The organism is Bradyrhizobium sp. Pha-3 (assembly GCF_042258615.1).
Taxonomy (GTDB): domain Bacteria; phylum Pseudomonadota; class Alphaproteobacteria; order Rhizobiales; family Xanthobacteraceae; genus Bradyrhizobium.
In genome coordinates, this window is record NZ_CP170152.1 from 7,383,540 (window position 1) to 7,406,984 (window position 23,445).

The 23,445-nt window shown below is 58.3% G+C and carries 15 protein-coding genes and 4 pseudogenes; 9 read left to right on the top strand and 10 right to left on the bottom strand.

Going from position 1 to position 23,445, the window contains the following annotated elements; genetic code table 11:
* Positions 1-496 precede the first annotated feature (496 nt).
* Both ACE10Z_RS34580 and ACE10Z_RS34585 read left to right on the top strand, forming a co-directional pair.
* Entirely contained in the window at positions 497-2,218 is a 1,722-nt protein-coding gene (locus tag ACE10Z_RS34580) for an outer membrane beta-barrel protein (protein WP_375784786.1), read from the top strand.
* Positions 2,219-2,519: 301 nt separating this feature from the next.
* Positions 2,520-2,795 (top strand): hypothetical protein, encoded by a 276-nt coding sequence (locus tag ACE10Z_RS34585; RefSeq protein WP_375784787.1) that lies wholly within the window; start codon positions 2,520-2,522, stop codon positions 2,793-2,795.
* 478 nt (positions 2,796-3,273) lie between these two features.
* Here ACE10Z_RS34585 and ACE10Z_RS34590 read toward each other — a convergent pair whose 3' ends face one another.
* A complete protein-coding gene (locus tag ACE10Z_RS34590; protein WP_375784788.1) occupies positions 3,274-3,549 on the bottom strand; it encodes a hypothetical protein in 276 nt (91 codons plus the stop codon).
* A gap of 144 nt (positions 3,550-3,693) precedes the next feature.
* Between ACE10Z_RS34590 and ACE10Z_RS34595 the strand changes: the two genes are divergently transcribed.
* The 3 genes from ACE10Z_RS34595 to ACE10Z_RS34605 all read left to right on the top strand — a co-directional run bounded on the left by ACE10Z_RS34595 (position 3,694) and on the right by ACE10Z_RS34605 (position 8,163).
* Positions 3,694-5,931 carry a tetratricopeptide repeat protein gene (locus tag ACE10Z_RS34595; RefSeq protein ID WP_375784789.1) on the top strand — a complete coding sequence of 746 codons (2,238 nt, stop codon included), beginning with the start codon at positions 3,694-3,696 and terminating at the stop codon, positions 5,929-5,931.
* Between the two features lie 689 nt (positions 5,932-6,620).
* Positions 6,621-7,799, top strand: coding sequence for an MFS transporter (locus ACE10Z_RS34600; protein WP_375784790.1), 1,179 nt, complete (start codon positions 6,621-6,623; stop codon positions 7,797-7,799).
* Positions 7,800-7,815: 16 nt separating this feature from the next.
* The gene (locus tag ACE10Z_RS34605; protein WP_375784791.1) at positions 7,816-8,163 is read left to right on the top strand and encodes a DUF3088 domain-containing protein; all 348 of its coding nucleotides are present in this window, start codon (positions 7,816-7,818) and stop codon (positions 8,161-8,163) included.
* Between the two features lie 368 nt (positions 8,164-8,531).
* Here the strand turns inward: ACE10Z_RS34605 and ACE10Z_RS34610 are convergent, their stop codons facing one another.
* The 5 genes and pseudogenes from ACE10Z_RS34610 to ACE10Z_RS34630 all read right to left on the bottom strand — a co-directional run bounded on the left by ACE10Z_RS34610 (position 8,532) and on the right by ACE10Z_RS34630 (position 14,271).
* Positions 8,532-9,410, bottom strand: coding sequence for a LysR substrate-binding domain-containing protein (locus ACE10Z_RS34610; RefSeq protein ID WP_375784792.1), 879 nt, complete (start codon positions 9,408-9,410; stop codon positions 8,532-8,534).
* Positions 9,411-10,474: 1,064 nt separating this feature from the next.
* The gene (locus ACE10Z_RS34615) at positions 10,475-10,663 is read right to left on the bottom strand and encodes a hypothetical protein (protein WP_375784793.1); all 189 of its coding nucleotides are present in this window, start codon (positions 10,661-10,663) and stop codon (positions 10,475-10,477) included.
* A 490-nt stretch (positions 10,664-11,153) separates the two neighbouring features.
* Positions 11,154-11,570: a hypothetical protein gene (locus tag ACE10Z_RS34620; RefSeq protein ID WP_375784794.1), complete on the bottom strand. Its 417-nt coding sequence runs from the start codon at positions 11,568-11,570 to the stop codon at positions 11,154-11,156.
* A gap of 654 nt (positions 11,571-12,224) precedes the next feature.
* Positions 12,225-12,421 (bottom strand): annotated as a pseudogene (locus ACE10Z_RS34625) (cold-shock protein).
* Between the two features lie 191 nt (positions 12,422-12,612).
* On the bottom strand, positions 12,613-14,271 hold the full coding sequence (locus ACE10Z_RS34630) for an acyltransferase family protein (protein WP_375784795.1): 1,659 nt from the start codon (positions 14,269-14,271) through the stop codon (positions 12,613-12,615).
* A 790-nt stretch (positions 14,272-15,061) separates the two neighbouring features.
* Between ACE10Z_RS34630 and ACE10Z_RS34635 the strand changes: the two genes are divergently transcribed.
* The 4 genes and pseudogenes from ACE10Z_RS34635 to ACE10Z_RS34650 form a co-directional block, all read left to right on the top strand.
* Positions 15,062-15,523, top strand: a complete 462-nt coding sequence (locus tag ACE10Z_RS34635; RefSeq protein ID WP_375784796.1) for a nucleoid-associated protein — start codon at positions 15,062-15,064, stop codon at positions 15,521-15,523.
* A gap of 482 nt (positions 15,524-16,005) precedes the next feature.
* The gene (locus ACE10Z_RS34640; RefSeq protein WP_375784797.1) at positions 16,006-16,260 is read left to right on the top strand and encodes a plasmid stabilization protein; all 255 of its coding nucleotides are present in this window, start codon (positions 16,006-16,008) and stop codon (positions 16,258-16,260) included.
* Complete coding sequence (locus tag ACE10Z_RS34645; protein ID WP_375784798.1) at positions 16,257-16,682, top strand: type II toxin-antitoxin system VapC family toxin; 426 nt, start codon at positions 16,257-16,259, stop codon at positions 16,680-16,682. The genes ACE10Z_RS34640 and ACE10Z_RS34645 overlap by 4 nt, the downstream gene beginning before the upstream one ends.
* A 23-nt stretch (positions 16,683-16,705) precedes the next feature.
* Positions 16,706-17,047: pseudogene (locus ACE10Z_RS34650) on the top strand (transposase); the annotation flags it as partial.
* 455 nt (positions 17,048-17,502) lie between these two features.
* Here the strand turns inward: ACE10Z_RS34650 and ACE10Z_RS34655 are convergent.
* The 4 genes and pseudogenes from ACE10Z_RS34655 to ACE10Z_RS34670 form a co-directional block, all read right to left on the bottom strand.
* Positions 17,503-18,672, bottom strand: a complete 1,170-nt coding sequence (locus ACE10Z_RS34655) for a glycoside hydrolase family 18 protein (protein ID WP_375784799.1) — start codon at positions 18,670-18,672, stop codon at positions 17,503-17,505.
* 105 nt (positions 18,673-18,777) lie between these two features.
* Positions 18,778-19,239: pseudogene (locus ACE10Z_RS34660) on the bottom strand (transposase); the annotation flags it as partial.
* Positions 19,240-19,644: 405 nt separating this feature from the next.
* A complete protein-coding gene (locus tag ACE10Z_RS34665) occupies positions 19,645-21,003 on the bottom strand; it encodes an LLM class flavin-dependent oxidoreductase (protein ID WP_375784800.1) in 1,359 nt (452 codons plus the stop codon).
* 1,070 nt (positions 21,004-22,073) lie between these two features.
* Positions 22,074-23,074 (bottom strand): annotated as a pseudogene (locus tag ACE10Z_RS34670) (IS110 family transposase).
* Between the last annotated feature and the right edge of the window lie 371 nt (positions 23,075-23,445).

Genomic DNA, 23,445 nt, shown 5'->3' on the forward strand with positions numbered 1-23,445 from the left:
TTTTCCAACTTAGCCTCTGGTCCCAAAACCGGGGTCCATTTCAGCCGCGCGGGCTCCTACGCTCGTGCTCACCCGAATAATTCGAACGCGCTGAGCTTTGCAGGGCGATCAGCTCATTGCCACGGACCGCCGCGGCCGCGGCGACAAGGATGTTCTATGTTGAAATCACATCGACAAAGCCGAAAGATCCGTCGCGCGCCCCGCACGAAACAGGAATGCCGCGCATCAAATCGTGTCTCGCACATTTACCGCGCGACGGCGAACTTATCGCACGTTTCGATTGTCAGACTTGAGACCACTGTCAGCAAGTCGACGCTACACTCTCTTGCGAAATGCCTGCAGAAGACGCGAATTCCGTCGGCACGCGGCTTGCTTCGCTGAAGCATCATCACCAATCGCAGTGCGGTGATCTTCGAGGCGGACTCAGCGCGCGTTGTCGTTATGTCTGGTTTGCCCGAACGGTCCGCCGTGCGGCGATCACTCAAGGAGCCGGGTTGTGGACCGGGAACGTGCAGGCAACTTTTTGATGCGATCTAGAGTTCTTTTGTGGGGCGCCACAACAATTGCACTCGTCGCAAGCGGTGCAGCCAAGGCGGCGGATCTTCAGCCAGAAGTGAAACTGCCGCCGGCTGTGTGGAATTGGTCGGGAGGCTATATTGGCGGGCACGTCGGCGGTGGGCACGGCCGCACCTCCTTCAGCAATCCCTACGGTCCGTCAATCTATGGTGGTGTCGTCGATACCCCAGTGTTCCTCGCAGGTGGCCAGATCGGCTACAACTGGCAGAACAACGGCTGGGTGTTTGGTGTCGAACTCGATGCCAGCGGCGCTGTCTCCGACGGCACAAACACTTGCCTCGCCGCCTCCGGCTTTATCGTGAGCGCAAACTGCAAGGCGGGTCCACACGTCTTTGCCACCGGGACCGGTCGCGTTGGTTACGCGTTTGGCGCGCTGGGCCGCACGCTGGCCTATCTCAAGGGAGGCGTGGCCTGGCAAAACAATCGGGGCGACGTCGTCAACAACTACGAAGGCGGCTGGCCACAGGAGAAAACCCATTTCGACTATGGTCGCCTCGGTGGCATCATCGGGCTGGGCGTCGAGCAAGCGCTTACGCCTGCATGGTCGGTCAGAGCTGAGTATGACTATCTCCATTTCAGCGGGCCGAGTGTCGCAACGCCTCCGACGGTGCAGGATCCGCCGTTCGCAATTCTTCCGGCGAACACAACCAGCCTCTCCAGCAACTATCACATCGCAAAGCTTGGTCTGAACTACCATTTTGGCGCCGACCCGCAAGCCGCACAATGGTCCGATACGTCGCTGTACGCGAAAGCACCCGCCGGCGTGCCGCTGATTGCTTACACGGCCGGTTGGTCGTTCGAAGGCGGATCGCGGCTCTGGCTCAGCCGGGGAAGGTTCCAATGGGACCGCAGCGCAGTGCCCTATGGCTGGAGTCAAGACCCCAGCATTCTTGTATCGAAGCTCACTTATGACGGACTTGACGGACTTTCCGGGGAGCTATTTGGCCGTCTCGACAGCCCGTGGGGAGTGTTCCTGAAGAGCAACGTTGGGATCGGTCGCTTCGACAAAGGAAACCGCAACAATGAAGATTGGGGCATCCCGCCCTATCAGAACACGATCTCAGGCCAGGCAAACGGGAGGTTCGCGTACTACACGGCCGATGCCGGTTACGATTTCCTGCGCGCCGCCAACTACAAGGTCGGGGGATTTATCGGCTGGACCTACTACGAACAGAGCTCCGACTCGAGGGGGTGTGTAGAGATCGCTGACCCGATGAATCCCTGCTTGGCGCCAAATGACGACACGGTCGGTGGCAGCCAGAATACTCAGTGGAATGCACCTCGTGTCGGCCTAAGCGCCGAAACCATGCTCACCGAGCGTTGGCGTTTGAACGCTGACGTCGCTTACCTGCCCTGGACTGATTTCAAGGGGCGTGACGATCATCTCTTGCGCGATAAGACGACCTTTGATGAACAACGGGGCAATGGAGGTCGAGGCGTCCAGGTTGAAGGCGTCTTGTCCTACTTCATCACCAGGAACTTCAGCGTCGGCATCGGTGGCCGTTACTGGGCGATGTGGACCAATAGGCGGAGCGACTCTTTGTGCAGCAGCAGCGGCTGCGTCCGTGAGCTGCCCATGCTTGCGAAGTACAGCATGGAGCGCTGGGGAACATTCTTTCAGGCCTCCTACAAGTTCAATTGAAAGGGCTCGCCACAGCCAGGCTCCAGCCTCTTCGACGGCATCTTGAAGCCGGCTTGTGACAATCAACGTCGGCGCCAACGATTGGCGTCGACACCGTTGTTATGGCGCGGCTCGGCCCGCGTGAGTGAAGGCCGGATCTAGATCAACGGCATGGACAAGGCGAGCGCAACTCCAATGCTCGGACCAAAGCTCATCTCGACGGCACAGAATGCTGGCCGACTGTTGATCCAGGACGAAACCCACATCAGCAAGCATTGACCCGCTGCGGTTGCGCAATTGTCGCTGGTTGGACACATCTGTCATGAGCGCACTCAGCGGATCAGCTGTCTTGAACTCTGGGCGCATCTTTCGCCATGACCGAATGAGCGCTATGATGAAGATCAGCCGCCGCCGCAAAGACTTTATCCGCCGTGAGCTGCTGGTCGAGCTAGCCATTAACTTTCTCACTAAGCGCGCGAACATCATGGTTTGGACCGAAGCTGTCCGCGGGAACGGCATCCGTGGCCCGCAGAAATATCCGCTTCAGCGATCTAGAAAGAGAACTCCGCTGCATGTGGCGAACCTCGTCGTGTGTTGACGGCGGCATCAGATTGTAAAGGAGCTGCGGCGGCATCGGTCGGGCCGGCGGCCCAAACGCTTCCCAGGGAGCAGATGCCGCTGGACCTCACTGACATTCGACAGGTCGCAGCCTGTATGGAACCCGGCCAGGATGAGACTTCGGAAGTCCAGGTGGCCCGCGCACGCGAGCGTCGCCAACCCTGGAGCAGCCGGCACGTCAGCCGGGGACCGAGGTTATGGTCGACGTCGATGACAAGACCTGTCCGGGCTGCAGCGCGACCTGCACGGACTCGGCGAGGGTCGGAGCGAGCGGATGGAGCTGGCGTTCAATCCGGCGTTCGAGGTCGTCCGCGACATGGCAACATGGCGCGGCCGGTGCACGCTCTGACCAGAACGAGCCGACGACAGTCGAAAGTCCGAGCACGACGACAAGAGCGGACGCGACAAGCCGCAGGCCCAGTTGACAATCCGCTTGCCCAGAACAGGGCTTGCGGTCCTCAACTCAGCGAGCGGAGCATCCAATCAGCTGCACCCACCGGCATTGCAAGATCGCCGCGTTGTAGATGGCATGCCGCACGCCCCCGGTGAGAGTGGCGCATCACGAAGGCGCAGCGAATTTTTTTAGCCGCTACGGTGAAGAATTTTCGCTCCGGATCATGGCGGCAATTCTCTATCCTCAGCGCCGCATGACTGACCGCGCGTTCGCCGGTTACTCGTGCCCAAAGGAAGGAGATCGCGATGAAAAAGAAGATTGCTGAGAGCAGGACGACCATCCGCACGACCACTCCGTACAAAGGTACGGTCTAAGCCCGTCGGCGGCACGCCTTGAATAAACCGGCCTTGAGGCAGGCACAGCGATGAGCATCGGAGGGTGGTCCTTCGACCACCCTCCTTTGTGATGGCTCCAGGAGGGTCCAATGGTTGATTTGATCCAGCTGCGCATTGCGCCGGCCATCTCGACATCTGTCGACGTCAGCCCGATCACGATCTTGAAGACGGAACCCGGCATGGCGCCGGTGCCGACGATCAAATCGGCACTGAAGAGGTCCGCTCCACTCATATCAATCGCAGATGGTGACTGGCGGACCGGCGGCTATCTCGCGGGTTTACAAGATGTCATCGACGCCGAGTTGAGCTGGGCCACTGACCACAGGCCACAATTGGTCGAAGCGGCACAGCAATCCTTAAAGCGGTTGTTTCCTCTTCTGCACAGCGACGGCTTTACCGTCCCGAAGGATATGACCAACACTTCGAGCAAGGAGGAGCGCACACGGTTTTATCATCACGAATACCAAAACAAACTGTTGGTCGGACTGGCGGAATTTCTGATCCAATGTGCCCGAGAACGCAATGAAAGCCGGATCATCGTCATCGATCGGGCCGCCGCCCTGTCCAATTCGACCAAGAATCTGATCAAGCTTTTTGTCAGGCTGCAAGGCCGCACGAGCCTGTTTCGATTTATCCTCATCGATTATGAACAGCGCCTCTATTTTCCCGATGCGAGCGAATTGCATTTCGGCAGATATAGTCAGGAGGAGATAGCGCCGATCCTCAGTCGGGATCTCGCTCCGGAGAAGCAGCGACAGATCTATGAGGCGAGTGGCGGCAATCCGCTGGTCGCGGAGGCTTTGAATAAATGTGAGGCGGCGGGATTGCCCGTCATTGGCTATCTCGACCCGTTAGCGATTGTGGACCTCTATTTGGCGAGCCTCACCGGCGGTGAGCGGCGTGGCCTCCTTGAATCATACATCGAGTCCAACTGCACGATCCCTGATCTGATCGCGCAGCGCAACTACGCAATTTTCGAGCACGCGACTGCGGATCATCTGCACGAGCAGCACCATCGCAGCTGCACGGATCGCTATCTCGCCGGCGAGGCGCCGCTCGTCATGCTTCATGCGCTCTCTGTGCGGGACAAATGCAAACGGCTGGAATTGCTCGCAGAACCGAGTGAGATTCTGCAGAGCATCGGGCTGTATGATCTATGGTTTAGCTATTTCGGCGAGATTTTTGCTGATCCGGCTCTCCGCGCCTATGGGTCGGGAGATGCTCCGGTGAACGCGGCATTCATCAGCGCGGCATTTGTGCTGTATTCCCTCGGATGTGGCCGGGTGTCGGTTCCCTATCTCGATCAATTCTACAAGACATTCCCCAAGAGCCAATACACACCGACCGTTCTTTATGCCCAATCGATGACTTACGGGCGCTATCAGCAGCCGGTCAACCTGACCGTGGCCGAAGAGTATGCCGTACGTAACCTCCAGACCATTGAACGCGATTTCAAGGATCACGAGAAGTATCATTACATCAAGGTCTTTGCAGAGAACGCTTATGCTTACATCAAGGCCAAACAGGAGAAGTATGAAGAAGCCCTCACCCTTTGCGCAGAAGGCCACGGGAAGATGCTGGAGATCTATGGCGAGAAGCGTTTCAGGCTTCACCAATCGATCCTCATCTACAATACCAGCCAGGTCTATGAACTCGTCCATGATCTGGATCGCGCCGAAAAGCAATTGCGGGAGGCCATCGCTTGCGATCCCTATTATGGCGAGTATCAGAACGACCTGGGGAATCTGCTCTCAAAAGTGCCCGGCCGCGAAGCTGAAGCTCTAGAGGCATACGCCCGCGCAATTGAGCTATGCCCGCCCTATTACGAAGCCCATCTCAACAGGGCAGCACTGCGCGCCAGAACGGGGGACGCGGCTGGCGCGCTGAGCGATCTCGACAGAGCCCTTACAATCAAGCCGAACGAATGGCGCGCCTACTTCGAGCGGGGCAACATCCTGATGAGGCAAAACAAGGCACAAGCCGCTCTACAATCCTACCTCCTGGCCTCCGAGATCAATTTCAGGAACGCCGATTTGCGAAGCAATCTCGGCCTCGCCTATTCCGAACTTGGCAAGTGTAGCGAGGCCATTACGCACTATCTTGGCGCCCTTGGAATCAATCCGAGGCACGCGCTCACGCACAACAATCTGGCGATCGAGTATTTCAATGAGGGTTGGCTGGATCTGTCGCTTAACCACGCCACGGTTGCCGCCGAGATCGGCGGGGACCCGGACTATGTCTCTACCCGCGAACATATCCAGACGAGGATGCAAGCCGATCTTGATTCTCACAGAGGGAGAACGCCTACGTCTTCCCTACACCCATGAGGCAAGCTGCGGGCCGAACGGTGCTGGCTCGTTGCTCCCGGTCAGCGATCATGCAATACGGTGTGCCTGCGAATGAGAGCCGCAACGTCGAATTTCATTGAAGAGGTCTGGCAGACTCCGTCTGCGGCGCTGAAGTCCTGCAATTCCGTTTGCGATTGGGTTGACGACATTGAGGATCACCCCAGCCTGTGCTGCGATTTCTCCGGATCGGCCGTCCTCCACGCAGAGGTTGATATCAGGTGTCGCGAGCAGTCGTTTGCGAGCGACGACGTCGATCACGGCCCGAACAGCGGGGCAATTCCCTCAAGACCGATCGATGTGCGTATCCCGAATGATCGTTGCTGCGATGACGTCATCGACGGCACAGTCTGGCGGCAACTGAGCGGGCCAACAGTCGTAGACGGCGCATCGGTCGGCAGGCCGGCCGGAGCTGATGCTGTTCTACCTGGTCGCTGCGCAATGATTTCCGCGATCGAACAGGCGAGCGACTTCCGCGCTGATCCCTCTTTTTCCGAACGGCGGCCAGTTGGAGCATCTCAATCTCGTCGGCGGCCTGGAGGGGCCGCGACGCCCGGGGCCTCATCAGACCGATATCGCAGGTCATGGCGCGACGGCATTGTCTCGCTTGCGGTCCCGACCGCAGTCGAACTCTTGCAATTCAATGGCGCTTCTGTGGGGATCAGCCGGCAATGAGCATCCCGACCACACGGCGGCTCGTGTATCTGTCGCATCTCATCATTCAGATCGGCGGTTGGGCGTTCAGAATTGGCATCCTGATTGGCCTCCTTCAATCCAGTATGAGCGCTGCGGGCGTTGGCGTTGCAGTCATTTTTGTCCCTATCATGCTGGGCAGCCTCTTCCTGTCCCCCCTGGTCGACAGAAGCGACCCGTTGAACGCCATGATGATCGTCAATGGCATTCGAATTTGCGCGCTCCTTGCCATGGCTTCGACGACGGAGATTGACTCTGTTTCGTCCTACGCCTCCATCGCCGTGTTGAGTTTGGTTCAGCCTGTCTACTTGTCGGCCGAAGTCTCCTTCTTCCGCCGCATTTTATCAGAAGACAGTATGATCGCGGCGTTACGCAACATTGCCAATATCGACTGGCTCACATATTTATTGGGCATGTTCGCGGGTACCATGCTGGTCGGTCAACTGCGCCTGTCCGGAGTTCTCGCGCTCAATATATCGGCGGTATTGCTTTCACTGATGGTGCTCTTTGCCATCAATCAACATTCAGCGAAGCTGCGATCTACACCCGGACCGCCTTCCTCCGGAACTATCTTCGATTTGACGCCGCTCTATCCCGCCTTCTTTGCGGTCTTTCTGCTTAATCTGGGTGCGGGCATCATCAACGTCTATCCTGCAATCCGTGCCACGGCAGATGGGGAGCTTGATAGAGGCGTTCTTTTGATCATCGTCCTGAGCAATGGCGCTTTCGCTCTCCTGGGAGCGCTGTCGGTTAAGCCCATCTTCGATCGGCTGGGCGCCTTGCCAACAATAGCCGGCGCGGCTACGCTGCTTGCGGCATGCTTGGTAGCCATGTCACTCGAGGCCAGCCTGCCGCTGGTGATCGCGTCCAGCAGTGCAATGCTGGGGTTGGGTCAGATATTTGCGGCTGCCGCTCACACGCACATGGTTTCGTCAGTTGCGCCGGATCGGGCCGGCCGCCTTTCGGGCCTGTTTCAATGTTGCACCTACAGCGGCGTTGGAGGCAATGGCCTGCTTTTCTCGATTCTGGGTGATGAGGTTTCTTTCGGGCTGATCGTGCTGATGTGTGCGGGCAGTGCATTTCTCGCCTCCGGTGTCGCCATCTTCGCCATAGTGCGATCCACACATGTCAAAGTGTCACCTACGATCGATCGATAAATCGCAAAAGCAATCCATGCCACGGGATCAGCTATTTCTGTTACAACAACCCTTCGAAGATCCGGCTTTCCCCGGTCAAGAGTTCTACTGCTGGCACTGTGCCCTGATCGAGGGGGTGCTATCCGCGTTCCCGAGCCGGGGCGCCAACCTTGACGTGCGCCGGCTGGCTTGGGCGCGGCCAAGAACCGAGCTTGTCGAGAGGCTCGACGTCGATCATCAGTCGCTGCCCGTTCTCATTCTCGGAATGGCAAGCTCTGCGCCGCAAGTCGCAAGGTTCTTGAAGGGGCGCGCCTATGTCGACGATGCGTTCGCGATCCTTCAGCTTCTGGTTTCGCTCCACGGATTTCCAGCTCCCCACCCGTAAGGGTCTAATTGGTGAAAGCAGCTCCGGAGTCAACATGTGGAGGCACACCATACCGTAACCAGCTACCGAAGAGCTGATTACGACAAATCGGCTATGCCCCGAAACGCCAGGTCCGCCGCTCGAGGAAATCGATTGTGCCCGCACCGTGACTCAAGCTCGATATCTCCTGACATTTGCATCACATGCAGAAACGACTTCGAATGGTCCTTTCCGTACCAAAAACGTGACCCGCCAGTCGGCAATGGTGAGCGAGTTGCACACTGTCATACGGAAGCATGCGCGGACGGCATCGCACCGAATGCAGCAGCAGCCACACTCTCAACAGAATGCGCTTTTTAGTCTCTCGATTCGTCAGAGAAAGTCCCGGGCTATGCTCGGCTAAGTATTTCTGCCATTGCCCAGCGCCGGAACTCCTTAACTGCGCCGATCGTTTGTGCATGCTCGCTGACCAACATGTAGATTGAGCGATTGACAGGCGTGAAGCCGAACGGAGCCACAAGTTCTCCTTTCTCGAGGTTGCTTCTGACCAGCACCTCCGGCGATATGGCCGCTCCAAGTCCGCCTTTCGCCGCCTCAATAGCCAACGAAAACGAATCAAATACAATATCGCGCGATCCACGTAAGCATATCGCAGTAGCCTTTGCCCATTCGTTCCAGGCGTCCAACTTGAGCGATTCATGTAGTAGAGGAATTGACAAAATGTCTGCTGGGCCTTTCATCGTATCGAGTGCAGCCGGCGCGCATACGGGTCCAATCACCTCGTTCGATACGTGCACCTCATCGACGGGCATCGGCTGCTTCAAGACGCCGGAAACAAACAATACGTCCAGGGCACCAACAGCCACCGAATTTAGATCTGCGTCTGTTTTGAAAACAAACTCGATATCGGAGTGCGCTTGCCGGAACCCACCGATCCGGGGCAAGAGACTGTGCGACAGGAATGTCGCGGAGCAGCCCACCACAACAGATCTTCCTGCATCACATCTCCGCAGTTCGTAACACCCTTTCTCAAGCATCGTGAATGCGCTCTCACACCTGCGCTTCAGCTGTTCGCCATCGGACGTAAGCCGCACTCCCGCGCTGTGACGGACGAACAATCTCTTCCCGAACCAATCCTCGAGAGCACGCATCTGGTAGCTTACCGCGCCCGTGGTCATGTTTAGGCCATCAGCGGCTTTCGAGAAGCTTGGGAACTCGCTCACCGCCTCGAAGAGGTGAAGGCTTTTTAGAATCGGCAACTTGCGCATCTCACTTACTTGTTCCCGTGCTCACCAGACCCATTCAACGGGCTCGGCTCTCTCGGCCCTGCCATACTTCACTCCCGATCTACCCCCTTCGTCTCGAGCGCATGGACGTGCAGATGTACAGGTGCCTGCGAATATCTGTGCTCTGCAAATGGAGGCTCGCAGAGATGACATTGTGAATGCGACCGCGCGAGAGCTTTGAACGGAGTTTGAGGTGAGAATAGCAAGTGTTGGGCCAACCTCGGGGTTTGCGAGGCCAGGCCATCGACTGACGTTGCAGGGAATTCACTGCACTTGATTGGGTGGCGACCATTGCGCATCTCGAATTCGAGCACGTGACCAGGTCGTAGGGAATTCTCAACGCCCGGCCGCTTTGAAGTGAGCAACTCCGAAGGCCGCGTCCGCAAGCTGAGCGCGAAAGGGAATGAACAGCGAACCAAAGACCGTCAGCCTGTTCATTTCGGTCCACCGAAGCGACGGCAACTGGATCGCTGCGCCGCCAGGCCACGCAAAGGGACGCTCCCAAAATCAGGCGGTGCACCCCGCCCCCTTTGTCAACCGGATAGCCCAGAGGCCCTTCGGTCCGGAGGCGGCTTTGCGAATTCCTGACGGTGCGCTGCTTTCAGTAGCGAGAAGCGGCAAGGGCCGTGCCAGCACTCCATCTTGCACTTAGCGCTTGATGGAGTTGGCGGTGCAAATCGACGCGCGGCGGCTGAATCTCACAGGTCTTGTGGGCCGTGTTGGCAATCGGACAACAATCAAGAGCCGAGCAGCCGTGTAATATTCACGGATCTAGGCCCCGGTTGAGCTAAGCTCTGGCTCAAGGACTACAGGATGGAGCTATCACCGATTTTCCATGACGGCCATTCAGACGATGGCAATGCTGAGCTACTTGCCAAAGAGGCCACGTTTGGATTGCGATCGGAGCGAGCCGCGAGACTTATCCCACAGCGACGCTTTCAGCTTCGCTGTCGCCCAGCACGTGCACTAGGGCATGAGCGCAGGCCGCTTCACGGAAATCAGGATCGCGGTCCGGTAATCATAGCGGATAGGCGCCATCTCTGAACTCACGACGGCCGGGTCGGCGCTCCCAGTGCCGGCAGATCAGCGCGATCTTGATCGGCCTTTTCCGGCGCTCCGACGCGTCGCTCGTAGTGAGCGGCCAGCTTTAACAGGCGCTTCTTGATGAACGGGTCAGCTTGCTCTGCAAGTGCCCGCACCGTCTGCGCCCTCTCTCTACAAAACTCGTCGTCCATGGCATCTCGCTGAAATCTCAGCGGAATAGTGCCATTATGCGGTTGGGCGGCGTGTGACGTAGGTTACATTGCGTGGTATTTCCCGGCAATTCCGCAGCGTTTTGGAAGCAGGCGTCCGCGTCACTCAGTGACAACGCGGAGCCCGCCCATGCGCCTTTTCGCCGGACGACATTGCACGAGTACGTCTTTTCGGCCGAACGATAAGGGTGAAGCGACCAGGAAGGGATGATGGCGGGCCCGCCTCTGCGCCATCCTCTGCAATGTCTTGCACGACACAGCACAGTGACAGGTGACCAGACCTGATCACGGCACTATCCAGCGAGGGATTGCGCGCGAGCTTTTGCCTGCCGGAAAGGACAGTCATGTCCGAGCCCAGCAATAATTCATGCAAATTTGATCGATGCTGCGCGGGAATAATTGCATTTCAACTCGCGGTTGACGTGCCGCGCGCACCTCGTGCCGAGGCCGAATGAGAATTGGCGACGCTGCTTCATGCTGTACGCTGATTAGATCGGGCCTTCCCGCGGCGACGGCGTGGCCTCTGACGGCGACTTCGCGGAGCATCAAGTGATTTTGTCGCATCCGTTACCGGTTGCGCCGTGGGTTCGCTGGATGGCGGATCGATGGTTGATCGAGGTGGCTCTCTTCGAACGGCCGCGGCCGTTTCGAGCGCAGAGAGGAATTGCCGCCCCTCTTCCGTGATTTCCCAGCCAAGAGCATCCCGAAACACGAACCTGGCCTGGAAGATATTCAGGTCGGGCGCGTGTTCGGCCAGTCGCTTCATGCGATCGGTCCAGTCACGGCCGCTGTTCATCAGTATTTCAACGGCGTGCCGTATGTCGGCAACGGAGGCCCGCCCGGCAGGTTGGCCGGCCAGCACTTTCAGGACGGTCAGCTGGAAGGACACTTCCACCTCTCCGGTGGGCCGGGTGCGCAGTTTCCGGTGCAATGGATCAAGCATAGGGGCGCAACGTCAATAACATAGCGCGGTTAACCTCAACTATATTGGCTAATCGCGAGCGCTGACGTTCCAGATTTACCTCGCCGCGCGGCATCAAGGTCAACGCGCGAGCTCGTTTGCCTCGAGACGTGAAAGGGCTCGGGCATCAGCGTAGCGGATATTGCCCTCCGGCCGCAGCGCCGGGCCAGTCTACCTGGCGGCCCCAAGCTCGGCGCGCCGCTTCATCAGCTACAGCATCACTCTTTGATCGGGAGCACCAGCCGCGGCATCGTTGCCTGCGCCGATCTTTGCGCGGCGTGCACCTTGGCCTACGGGGTACAATGAGCGTCCGATTCGGACCGTTCTTAACCCACTGACAAAGGAGTATCTCGCCATGCCCACAACACACCTCGCCGGAAAAGCCTTGGTTTCCTGGGGCGCGGTTCGAACGGCGGTTTCACGAGACTGTACCAAGCTTTAGTACATCCTGCCACACATCCCAACGCTCAAAAGGAGAGAGTGGTACGCAAATGCGCCGCGCATCCGCGACAGGTAAATCGAATGCACGTGCAACCGCGGACCAGGATATGCAGATGGCCGATATCCGAGAGCCGGATCGGATTAGCCAACCCGAAGATCTTCGGCTGACATCTTGCCCGAGCGACCAGCCTTCAGCTCGTAGCTTACCCGGGCGCCCTCTTCGAGGGTGGTGTAGCCGGCCTTTTCGACGGCGCTGATGTGCACGAAGACGTCGGGACTTCCCTAATGAAGCCATACCCTTTGTTCGAATTGAACCATTTCACAACACCCATTGCCACGGCACCGTCTCCCTAATCGAACGACTGTGATCTAACGAAAAGTCTCGCAGCCATCAAGGTCGGCGGCAAGAGACCCACGGCCTGGCTTCGGATATCTGACGTCCACGACGTCTTTTGCCGCGAGGCTGACGCGAGCGCCGCTGGGTGCGGGCCGCGACGCCTTAGCTTGGAGGATACTTCGCTTTGAGGCCTTAAGGGCCTGGACGGTGTTTTGGCCTGGTGTCATTCGGCGTACTTAACCGGTTGCAGGAAAGTTGCAGAGTAGAGACAATGCCGCGCTCATCGAGAACCGTGCTGGAGCGGATCGCTCGATCACCCCTGCAGACCCAGGCGGCCATGAACTCCTTCGCGCAGCCCGGAGCAGGATCACCAAGCTGCTCCATACTGACTTTGAAAGTGCATTCGTCCTGACCACCACAGGCTGCGGCAAGCGCACGCGTGGCATTGCCGCGGGCTGAGACCCAACGGCAGTTGCCGCCATACGTGCCGGCAACCACTGAAATACCTGGCTGCGTGACGGCATCACGGGTTGCAGCTCGCAGCGCATACGTGGCGGCCGCGACGATCAGGGTGACAAAGCCCACACCACCCCGTCGAACCAGCTGCCCGCGCTGTTTTGGCGAGGCCGCTTGAAAGCATCCACGAATGAGCCTTCGTGCGGGCACCTCGAAACCGAAATGCAGCAGGATAGCGATGCAAGTCGCTAGCGTGAAAGCCAGTGCGAGCGCAGCGAGATGGCCGAACAGTTCGCTACCGGTTTCCCAACGCACCACCGGAAAGCGCTGGTAGATGATGAGGTGCACAAGATAAAGAGCAAAGCTGGCTTCTCCGAGGAAGACAAGCCACCTTGCCGACAACAACCGTCCTGCACTGCTTGCGGGCTGAGCCGCCGCGATAAGAATGAGCGCGACCGGCGCCGCCAGCTCGATATTGTTGCGTGCAGTATCGAACAAGCTCATTGAAGCCCCAAACGGCGGTTTATGGGCGGTAAACCAGAACACCCAGGCCATCGCGACGACACCGATCAATGCGGCGGTATCAAGCAGAGCTCGAGGTGGTCTAAAATCCCGAGCCAGCCACAGTTCATGGAGCTTCGCCAAACAACAGCCGAGGACAAATTCCCATACCCTGCAAAACGGCGCGAAGTAGACGATCCAAAGGATGAGACTGTTTTTCCAGTTCGGCAGCGCCGCCTCCGTCCCATAGGCATGAAGCGCAAACAGATTGATCCAGCTCTGAAGCATTAACACCGCAACGTCGAGACCCAACTCGATTGCGACTGCTCCAATCGCGCACAGGATCGCGACGGGCACAGTTCGGATCCGCGCAAGTAACGGGCAAACGATCGGAAAAGCGAGATAGAAAAACCATTCGGTACTCACCGACCAACTGACGATGCCGATCGGCTCATACTGCCAGACGGGTGCGACACCGGCTACGTCCGTGAAGAACCAGGTTTGAATCATTCCAAGCTGAAAAGGGACAATGTGCGAGGAAAATCCCTCCGCCGCCCTCGGCGTTCCAAGAAGCCACGGCCAGACCATCGGACCGGTCAAGAGTTCAACAAGGAACAGAACAACAAAGAGCGGATAGATTCGCGCTATGCGCGCCACGAGGAATTGCGGGATCGCCTTCCGCGGGCTGTCGGCAATCGAGGTGCCATAGTTGTATTGAATAACAAACCCACTCAGCGTGAAGAACACGGACATTCCGAACAGGCCTAGTGTCCCGATACTGATATCGAGTGTCAGGCTCGTTCCCTCCAAGAACAAGCGACCGCCGTGAGACACTGCCACCGCCGCTGCTGCGATAAACCGGATGCCGGTCAACGCGGGTATCTGGTTCACCATCGATGTCGCTCGTCGGTCGCGGCAGTGGGTATCAATCTTGGCGGTCGATGGGAGCAAGGGGCAGTCTGGCAACAGACCAAAACTCTCAATTGCAGAACCAGAGCAAACGAGAAGAAGCGTCGCGATCGCATCACACGCCATATGCGGCGATCCGCAAACTCCTTTGGTCGGTCAAGCGCGCTCTCGATGCGCCTGCGCAGCTTATCGAGAAGCCGCTTGAGGCTGAACCTCTGCCTTCTGGTAGGGTGGCCTGGAATCGACGGCTAAGTCCGCGCTCGATCACTTTCAGTGCAAGGCGCGACCTTTTAACCGGTGAGCGACATATGTTCGCTGGCTGGGGGACCGTTTGGTAGCGGGGGAGCGTGTTGGTCGGAAAAGCCGACAAGGATTCCCGGGAATTATCGACCTTGGCTGCTGGCGGCAGTCCTTGATTGACTATGGCCGCACTGAGCGGCGGTGGAGGCGATACCAACGCACCTATCCAAATCAGTATCGATGCGAAGGGCAGCCGAGCTTGCCCGCGTGATGGCTCAGCTCGCACGGCTCAATGCTTCGCTGCCCGCTACCGTCATGTCTGAAGTGCGTAAGGCGAAATCAGCTAGGGTGCTGTAGCCGAGAAAGGGCGGCCTGTACGCGGGCCGCCCTGCTCTTGACCAGCAACAGCGCACCACGTATGTTCTATCTTTGTTCTCATGTCAACCCCGACGACAGGCGCAACTTTGCATTGTGCTTTGGACGTGACCAACCCTGCCCTCGAACGCTATGACTGTCGCGAAGGTGGGGGGCACATATGCCAAGTAGGATTTTTCACGTTGCCATTCACGATTTGCGTCGCAAGGGCGACAATGACTTTAAGTTTGTCGTCGGCAAGAACGATTTGAAGCACGGGCCAACTCTTATTCGTGTGGTCGATGAACTTCATCGTCTATACGCGCGACGCGCATCCAAATCCCACGGCAAGTTTTCGACCGATGACGTCAATTTTCCGACGCAAGGATTCTTGCGGGTCTACATCGATGAAGGATCAAAGGACTTCGAGACCCTGACGACGTCGCTAATGACTACGCTTGTTACCCAAGCTCGATGCAAAGCAGGCGCAACAGGTGGTCATGTCTTCTTTGTGCATTTCGAAGATGACGCTAAACAGTTCGTTATGATCGCCATCGTAAACGACCGGCTCATCGCAATGACATGCTGCTCATGCACTACATGGCGCAAGACAACGCGAGGCCGCGCCTGCGCGTGCTGGTAGCCTTCTTCGCCTTGCTTTCTATCCCCACGCTGATGACGTTTGCGCAATTGGCTTGGCACTTAATCGTACGTTGAGGTGGTCAGGCAAGCGTCTTTGTCAGCCCCGCACCCAGAATGCGTCCCGATCCCGCAAGTCGAACGCGGCGCGCACCATATACACCTAGTAGTGTTTGCCGACCGTATAGCTCGTGGCCATAGGCACGTGCTATACGCCGCAAGAGGTTTCTGAATACCGCGCGTAGGCCCTCAGTCACGCGATGTTATGGAAGGAGGGCAAAGCGCCTTTTCTCGTTCGCACGGCAGTGGGCGAACGAATACCACGTGGCTCCTCTATGCGGTGTCTTCAGGGAAAGATGGCGGCTGGCTTCGGAAATAACGTCGCCCCCACGGACCTATCGCCGCCCCGTGAGCGCGTCCTCTTGAAAAATGCTATCAAACATTCTACTTTGATAGCACCGTAGTCAGCCTCCGGAGGACGCCATCATGGCCGCTGTCACCATCCGCAACCTTTCCGAGGAGGCGCATCGCGCCCTGAAAGTCCGCGCGGCGCAGCACAATCGCAGCGCGGAAGCGGAAATGCGCGCCATTCTGGAGGCCGCCGTGCGTCCCGAGGGCCGGCTACAGCTCGGCACGGCCCTTTCGGAGATGAGCCGGAAGATCGGCCTCACCAATGCCGATGTCGAGGCACTTGAACATGGCCGCGACGTGCGCGCCGCTGAGCCGATGCGCTTCGAATGATCCTACTCGATACCAATGTGGTCTCCGAGGCGATGAAGCCCGAACCGCATCCATCGGTCCGTGACTGGCTCGACGCCCAGGCGGCCGAGACGCTGTTTCTCTCCAGCGTCACCATCGCCGAACTATTGTTCGGCATCGGCGCGCTGCCGCGCGGCAAGCGCAAGGACAGGCTGGGAGCTGCGCTCGACGGCGTGCTGGACCTGTTCACGGCCCGCATCCTGCCGTTCGATACCACCGCGGCGCGGCGCTATGCCGAACTCGCCGTCAGAGCGCGCGCGGCCGGAAAGGGCTTCCCCACGCCCGATGGCTATATCGCCGCAATCGCCGCCGCGCACGGATTCGCCGTGGCATCGCGCGACACAAGTGCGTTCAATGCCGCCGGTCTGACGATGATCGATCCCTGGACCGCGGCCAACCGATAGGGTGTCGAGCGTGCGCGTCACCGTGGCGGAGGGTCGCCGACCAACTCCGCCCCAAATTGCCCAAGCTTGCCGGCTTCCTCGACGAGGCCGAGACCGACGTGCTCGCCTACATGACGTTCCCGCCGCAGCATCGCACCAAGCTGCATTCGACCAACCCGATCGAGCGCCTCAACGGCGAGATCAAGCGGCGGACCGAGGTGGTCGGCATCTTCCCCAACGAGGACGCCATCGTTCGCCTCATCGGCGCGATCCTGCTCGAGCAGAACGATGAATGGGCCGTCCAGCGCGCCCGCCACATGACGCTGGAAACCATCGCGCCGTTGAGCGATGATCCAACCGTCAGCCTTCCGGCTATCGCCAGCTGACCTGCCTGGCTCTTGCCGGTGAATGCGGTGCCCCACCGCCAGTTACACCACGTCCGGGGACACGATCTCGCGACTCTTAAGGTTCGTCAACCGCCTTCGTTTTGAGGGTGACGAGCACCAAACAATTCACTGTCCGGCTTCACTGCCGGGGTTTGGTGTGCTTGATAGCCAAGATCACCCTCCCGCTAGAGAAGCCGCAATACAGAAGGGGCTTTGGCAATGTGGTCTAACCTTAAGTCCCTCAAATTGGCGAGCCAGTCCCTCAAACTAGGGGCCGCGTGACGGAAGAAAACAGGCATCGCCGCCGGCATGCCTTTGGAACGATGCTGCCGGTCGCCGGTTTTTCGACAGGAGCCGCTTTCAATCGGACGTGGCTCTGATTCCATAGCACCGCCCAGTTCGCGGTTGGCTTGAGGCGCGCCGATGACGTGCTTTAACGCGGCGCGGTGCCACACCTATTCGGACTTTTGCGAAGGAAGGGTGCCGGTGCGGAGTGCTGCGAGCAGTGAACCGTCGTCAGCAAACAGGTCCCAAATCATGATCCCGGCGAGTGCATGGGCGCGCACGTACATCGCCTTGCGCGCAATGGAAAGCGGATCGTCGTAGCTGATCCATATGCGCCGTTCAGCGTCATAGAGCCACGGCACCTGGGCTTCCTCGCTCCAATACCGGCGAAAGCCCTGCTCTTCCGGTTGCCGGGCAACGAGATCGCGATAATCGACGCCGTCACTCCCTCCCCACTCCTCGCTTGCTGTCGTCCCCTTTTGAAAGAGCCCGCCGTTCTCGGGCGGAACGTCCACGACGGCTCGGCCATAGAAGGCGACCCCCAGCGTCACCTTGGCCGGCGGCACGCCGGCCCGGATCAAGGCCTTCACACTCGCATCGACATTGAGATCGGGATTTGGATCGCCGGCGCAGGCAAACAGCGGGGCATTGAAGGCAGCAAGGGCCGAGCCCGCGTGATAGTCATAGACCATCAGATTGATCCGGTCGACCAGCCGGGCGAGAGCGGCTGCCTGTAGATTGACGATTTTGTCGGGCGCAGCCGACACGGCAATGGTGAGCTCCAGCTGCCTCCGCTCCGATGCGGAAAACTTGTCGAGCTTTCGACGGAGTTCCGCGATCAGGAGCGTGAAATTATGCCGGTCCTCAGGGCGCGCGAGATTACCTTCACGTCCTCCCGAGACGGGATATTCCCAATCGACATCCACACCATCGAACAGACCCGGATACGGCCGAAAGAATGCCGCGATGACGGATTGTGCGAACCGCGCGCGTGAGATCGGCGTGGCAGCGGCCGCCGAGAAGTATTTCGATCCGCCCCAGCCGCCCAACGAAATCAGGATCCGAATCCCTGGACGGCTCCGCTTCAATTCAACGAGTTCGGCGAAATTGCCGCCGATCGGACTCGACGGCGAGGTTCCGTCGCAGGCTCCCGCGTCGAGGCAGCGATCCGCAAGTTCGGCCAGTCCTTCCGCCGAAACGGCGCCGAACGCGTACATCAAGTGAGTCAACTCGCGCGCCGGGATCGTCTTGATGCCTGGACCGCCCGCGCGGGTCTTCCACGGAGCGACATAGCCGGCGACCACAGGGTTCCTGGCCGGCGCGGTCCACCCCTGGCGCATCAGCGCATATCCGAATACGAGCGTAGAAAGCCCGGTTGCAGCGAAGTTTCGGCGATCAACTGCCACGGCTCACGACCTTGGCTCTCTGCCGGATTGTGGCCCCTGGGTCAGCTGATACACGATCACCTCCATGAATGACGTTGTGGATGATAGGTATTCCGTTGACTTCGCCTCCTGGAAATCGCCGGTCGAGATGCCGCGCAGATACAGCACCGGCAACAGCGCATCCAGGCTCCGGGTGCGCCGCGCCCACAGCGGCAGGATCGCCGAGCTGAACCGGATCCGCTCGCTATCGCCGGCCGCCCCGCGGTCCCGAATCTTTGCCCGCGCGACCTCGACCGGTCCGATGCCGGTCGCAATCGTTCGCGCCGGGCCGTAACCATGTCGCACGACACGGGCACGCCGTCGCGTCAGCTTCAAATCCTTCACCGTGGCAAGAAACGTCTCGACTTCGATCTCCACGGCCTGCGCCAGAAGCTGCCGAGCACCAGCTCGCAGAATATTGGTCAGTGGATCGTCGATATCGTCGGGCTGACGAAGGGCAACAATATTGCTGGTCTCGTTCATGGCGTATCGCTCTCCTTGAGAGGTTCTGGCAGGCTCGACACCCGCCTCGATACGCCGCCTATCTCATTCCGTCATCACCCACTTTCCCGCATAGCTCCCTGCGTAGGCCCGTCCCCGGTTACCCAAAGTCGCCACTGCTCAGCGCGCCTCAAGCTGACACCGGCGCGCAATTCCGAACCGTGCCAAAAAACTCGCCTGTCTCGAGCTTGCCGATCCTCGTATTCTCCGTCACTTTGTGCCAATCTATCGGCACAACTTGACTCGGGCCCCCAAGTTCGCGCGTTTCGCGACAGAAACTAGCGTCTGGCGGTTTCGTTCAATCTCAAAAATGCAACTGCAAGCTTGCGATCTAAAAACCTATCGCCGTGCCAAGAGCCGAATTCCGCTCAACGACTGGCAAGTTTATCACGAACTACTGCTTAGATCTGCTTGCGTGAACCGATTGAGTGGCCGCCTCAAACCGAGGTTCTCTCTTAGTGTTTGTCCGGAGTATTTGGATCTGAATTTGCCTCGTCGACGCAATTCCGGAACGACAAGCTCAATAAAGTCTTTGAGTCCCCCAGGAACGATCGCCGGCATTACGTTGAATCCATCAGCCGCATGTTGATCAAACCTGTCAACCATGGCACTGGCAATTTCGTCCGGTGTTCCGATAACCATCAGATGGCCACGGCTGTCCGATATCGAGCGAATCAGTTGTCGCCAAGTGAACCCCTGGTGTAAGGCCAGATCGAGGAGGACCTTTTGACGACTCTGGATGAAATTCGTCTTCGGCAAGGCCTCGGGGACCAATGAGTCGAGATCCGTTGAATGCAAGTCGGTAACAAACCCCAGCCAACGATTGGCGTTCCCAATTAGAACGTCGATATCCGTATACGATTGTAGTGTTTGAAGCTTCTCAGACGCCTCTTGCTTGGTCCTTCCAACGATCGGGACAATGCCCGGCATGACTAGCACTTGATCGTCCTCCCGCCCAAGTGCGCGCGCTTTCTCTTTGACAGTTGCGTAGTATCGTTTACCGTTCTCCAAAGATGGTTCGGCGGTGAACACAACCTCGCCGACTTCTGCTGCAAACTGTACGCCGGCGTCGGATGCGCCGGCCTGAACCAACACGGGATGCCCTTGTGGCGGTCTGGCAATGTTCAGTGGGCCCCTGACTGATAAATAGTCGCCTTGGTGGTTAAGAAAATGCAGTTTCGTGGTGTCAGCGAAAATACCACTTTGCTTGTCGCGAATGAAAGCGTCGTCTTCCCACGTGTCCCAAAGACCTTTGACAACTTCTACAAATTCTCGCGCTCGAGCATAGCGCGTCTCATGATTTGGAAGTTCCTTTTCACCGAAATTTGGGGCTTCGAACTTGAGTCCTGACGTGACAATGTTCCAGGCTGCACGTCCCCGTGACAAGTGGTCAAGTGAGGCGAACATGCGTGCAAGATGATAAGGCTGGTGGTACGTTGTCGTCGCTGTCGCGACAAGGCCGATTTCCTGCGTTCTCGATGAAAGCGCCGACAAGAGCGTGATGGGCTCAAATCCATCGTGTCGACTTACACGGGCTATGGTTGCGTGATCTTCGTCTGCTACGCTTGGGCTATCGGCGAGAAATACGAAGTGAAATGCCGCACCTTCGGCAAGTGCTGCCAAATGAGCATAATGGTTGATATCAACTCCGCCATTTGCTGGCACGCTCGGATCTCGCCATGCACTTTCGTGATATCCTGCCTGAATCAGGTAAAGTCCGAGCTTCATCTCATCATTGCGCCGCATGCTAGTATCTCCCTTTGAGTTAGACTATCGTCGCGCGCCGTGTTCAGTTGATGGGATTCGTATTCATTGAGTGTGCTCTACGGTCTACTATTCGCTCGACCATGTCGGCGAGTTGGCTCCGTTCAGCTTTTTTCGTATCTCGGTAACCGAGAGAAAACACAATTGGCCAGAGCACCGCCGCTCTCGGCGAGCGCGCCAGAGAGCCCATCATGCGATTCCATGAATGGATTGGTCACGATTTGAGCAGACCTAAGGCGCTGAATTTCTACATGCGACGAGCCAGTGTATCGATGGCTGCCGTTTGCGACAACAGATTGTGGTTGATGTTGCATGCCGAACTCCTCGTAGGCGACATTTGACCGGCCCGACGCTCCTCGGTAGGAGGCATGCTTTTGTTATCTAGATCAATTACCAGCGTTGGTAGTTGACTGAGCGTCAAATTGTCAGATCCCGCTGTGGGTTGGCGCGATACGATCCTGTTGACACCAGGAGGGAACGCAGAGCCGCCATAATCCAATGCCGCGTATTCGCGACCGACTCGATGGATACGACCAAGCCGTTCGCATAAAGCTCCGCTTCTTTGTTGTTAGCAATATGCTTCGTGCTCGAAGGGATTGTGTAACGGCGCTCTGGCTTTGATGTGGTGATAGTTCTCCCAGATCAAGCGTTGCCTGGCCCAGCTGCCGCTGTGCAACATCCAATGCGAGTAACGCTCCACGCCACGGTGCACTTTCACGAGACACCGAAGATTCCGTAATCGGCATAGACTCTATCGGCATAGACTCTTATGTCCATAGTCAATGCTATTGAAGCATGAGCAAAGTCCGGACGTCGGGGTGACGCCCGGGTTTGTGTAAGTGAAGCTGCACAGAGCAGGAGATGGGGCGCTCAAGACGACGGTCGATCAGACTCTTATTCGCGGATTGGTTACCGCCTTCCGTGTTTCGTCTCAGGGCTGACCCGGCATCTAGAGGCGGGCGTCGAGCGGAGCTCGGCCACGTAGTCTAGCCAGGGGTTCCCTTCCGTGGCCCCATCCCCGGCGCTGTGCAGTTGGATGATTGCCGGCCGCCTCAGGTAAGCAGATGCACCTTCTGGCCGATGGCCCAAAGAAAGGCGGCAATCTCGCGGGCGATCGCCGCGACGGCCACCGGTGCCTTCTTGCCGGGCTGCAATCAGGCGCCGATAACGAGCGCAGAGTCTAACCTGAGCTCGCCAAGCAATGTCGCGGACGGCCTTTGGCAGCTCTTCAATCCGGGTTCGCAGGGTCTCGCTGACGCGTGCTGGATAGCGATAGGTCCATGCCCCTTCGATGAGGACGCGGCGAGCACGGCGATTGCCAGTGAGAGTAAGACCAGCTCGCCGCACGGTGTCGCCGGTCGAACGCTCTGACGGCACGAGGCCGAGGAATGACATGAGTTGGCGAGGGTTGTCGAACCGACGCACGTCGCCAATCTCCGCCACGAATGTGATGGCCACGAGAAAGGACACGCCACGCATTGCCTGATATGCCGCGACGACAGGCGCCATTGACCAGCTGGGGACGACTGCGGCGAGCTGCTGGTCGAGACCGTGTAATCGCCTGACCGCGTCCTCGATCGCGTTGATGGCATCTTGAAAGACGATTTGCTGCGCCGGATGCTTGAAGCTTTGCTGCGCAAGCCAACGCGAATGTCAGGTCACGAACGGCTTCATGGACCGCATCTGGCACCCATACCGAGGTCAGTTCGCCCGCTCGATGCAACCGCGCCAGCGTGACGGCATCAGGTCGATTAGTCTTAACGCGGTCGCCAGGCTTCTTTGGCGTAAGCGATGGCGCAACGACCGCACAATCGTGTCCGAGGCCTTTGATCTGGCGGTGCAGCCCATATCCCGTGGGGCCGGCTTCGTAGCAGACGTGGAGCTTCATAAAGCGTGCCGCGAATTTGCCGATCACCTTCTCGACTGTCGCCGGCGAACTATCGATCTCGCCGAGGTACCGAACCTCTCCTTCTCGGCCGCCCTCCGCTACCGCCAGGGCATGCCTCTTCTTAGATGTATCAAATCCGACGAATGCTTCGCTATACTTCCGCATGGTCCGTCCTCCGTGCATGAGGCTCGGCTCGGTCCTCCGAGCAACCCTCGTAATCTTTGCACGAAAGGGCGGACCGCCGATCCCAGCGGATGGACATAACGTCTAGTGGCCGGGGAGGACGGCGTTGATTTCGCTGATCTGGTCACTGATCGTGTAATGTCGTATTCGCCGTATGAGCTCCTGCAGGGATAGAAGGTTGCGCTTTAGCCGAGATTTCTCGGTGCGTATCCCACCCTTGAAGTTACCATTCAGGTTTCGCGTGCGATACCAGCATCAGCCAGGAAATAGATGGTGTTCGGGCGTTTTCTGCCGCATTTGCCCGCGTGCTCGCTGCGCGAACCGACCGACGTCAACCAACTTGGTTTGAGCCG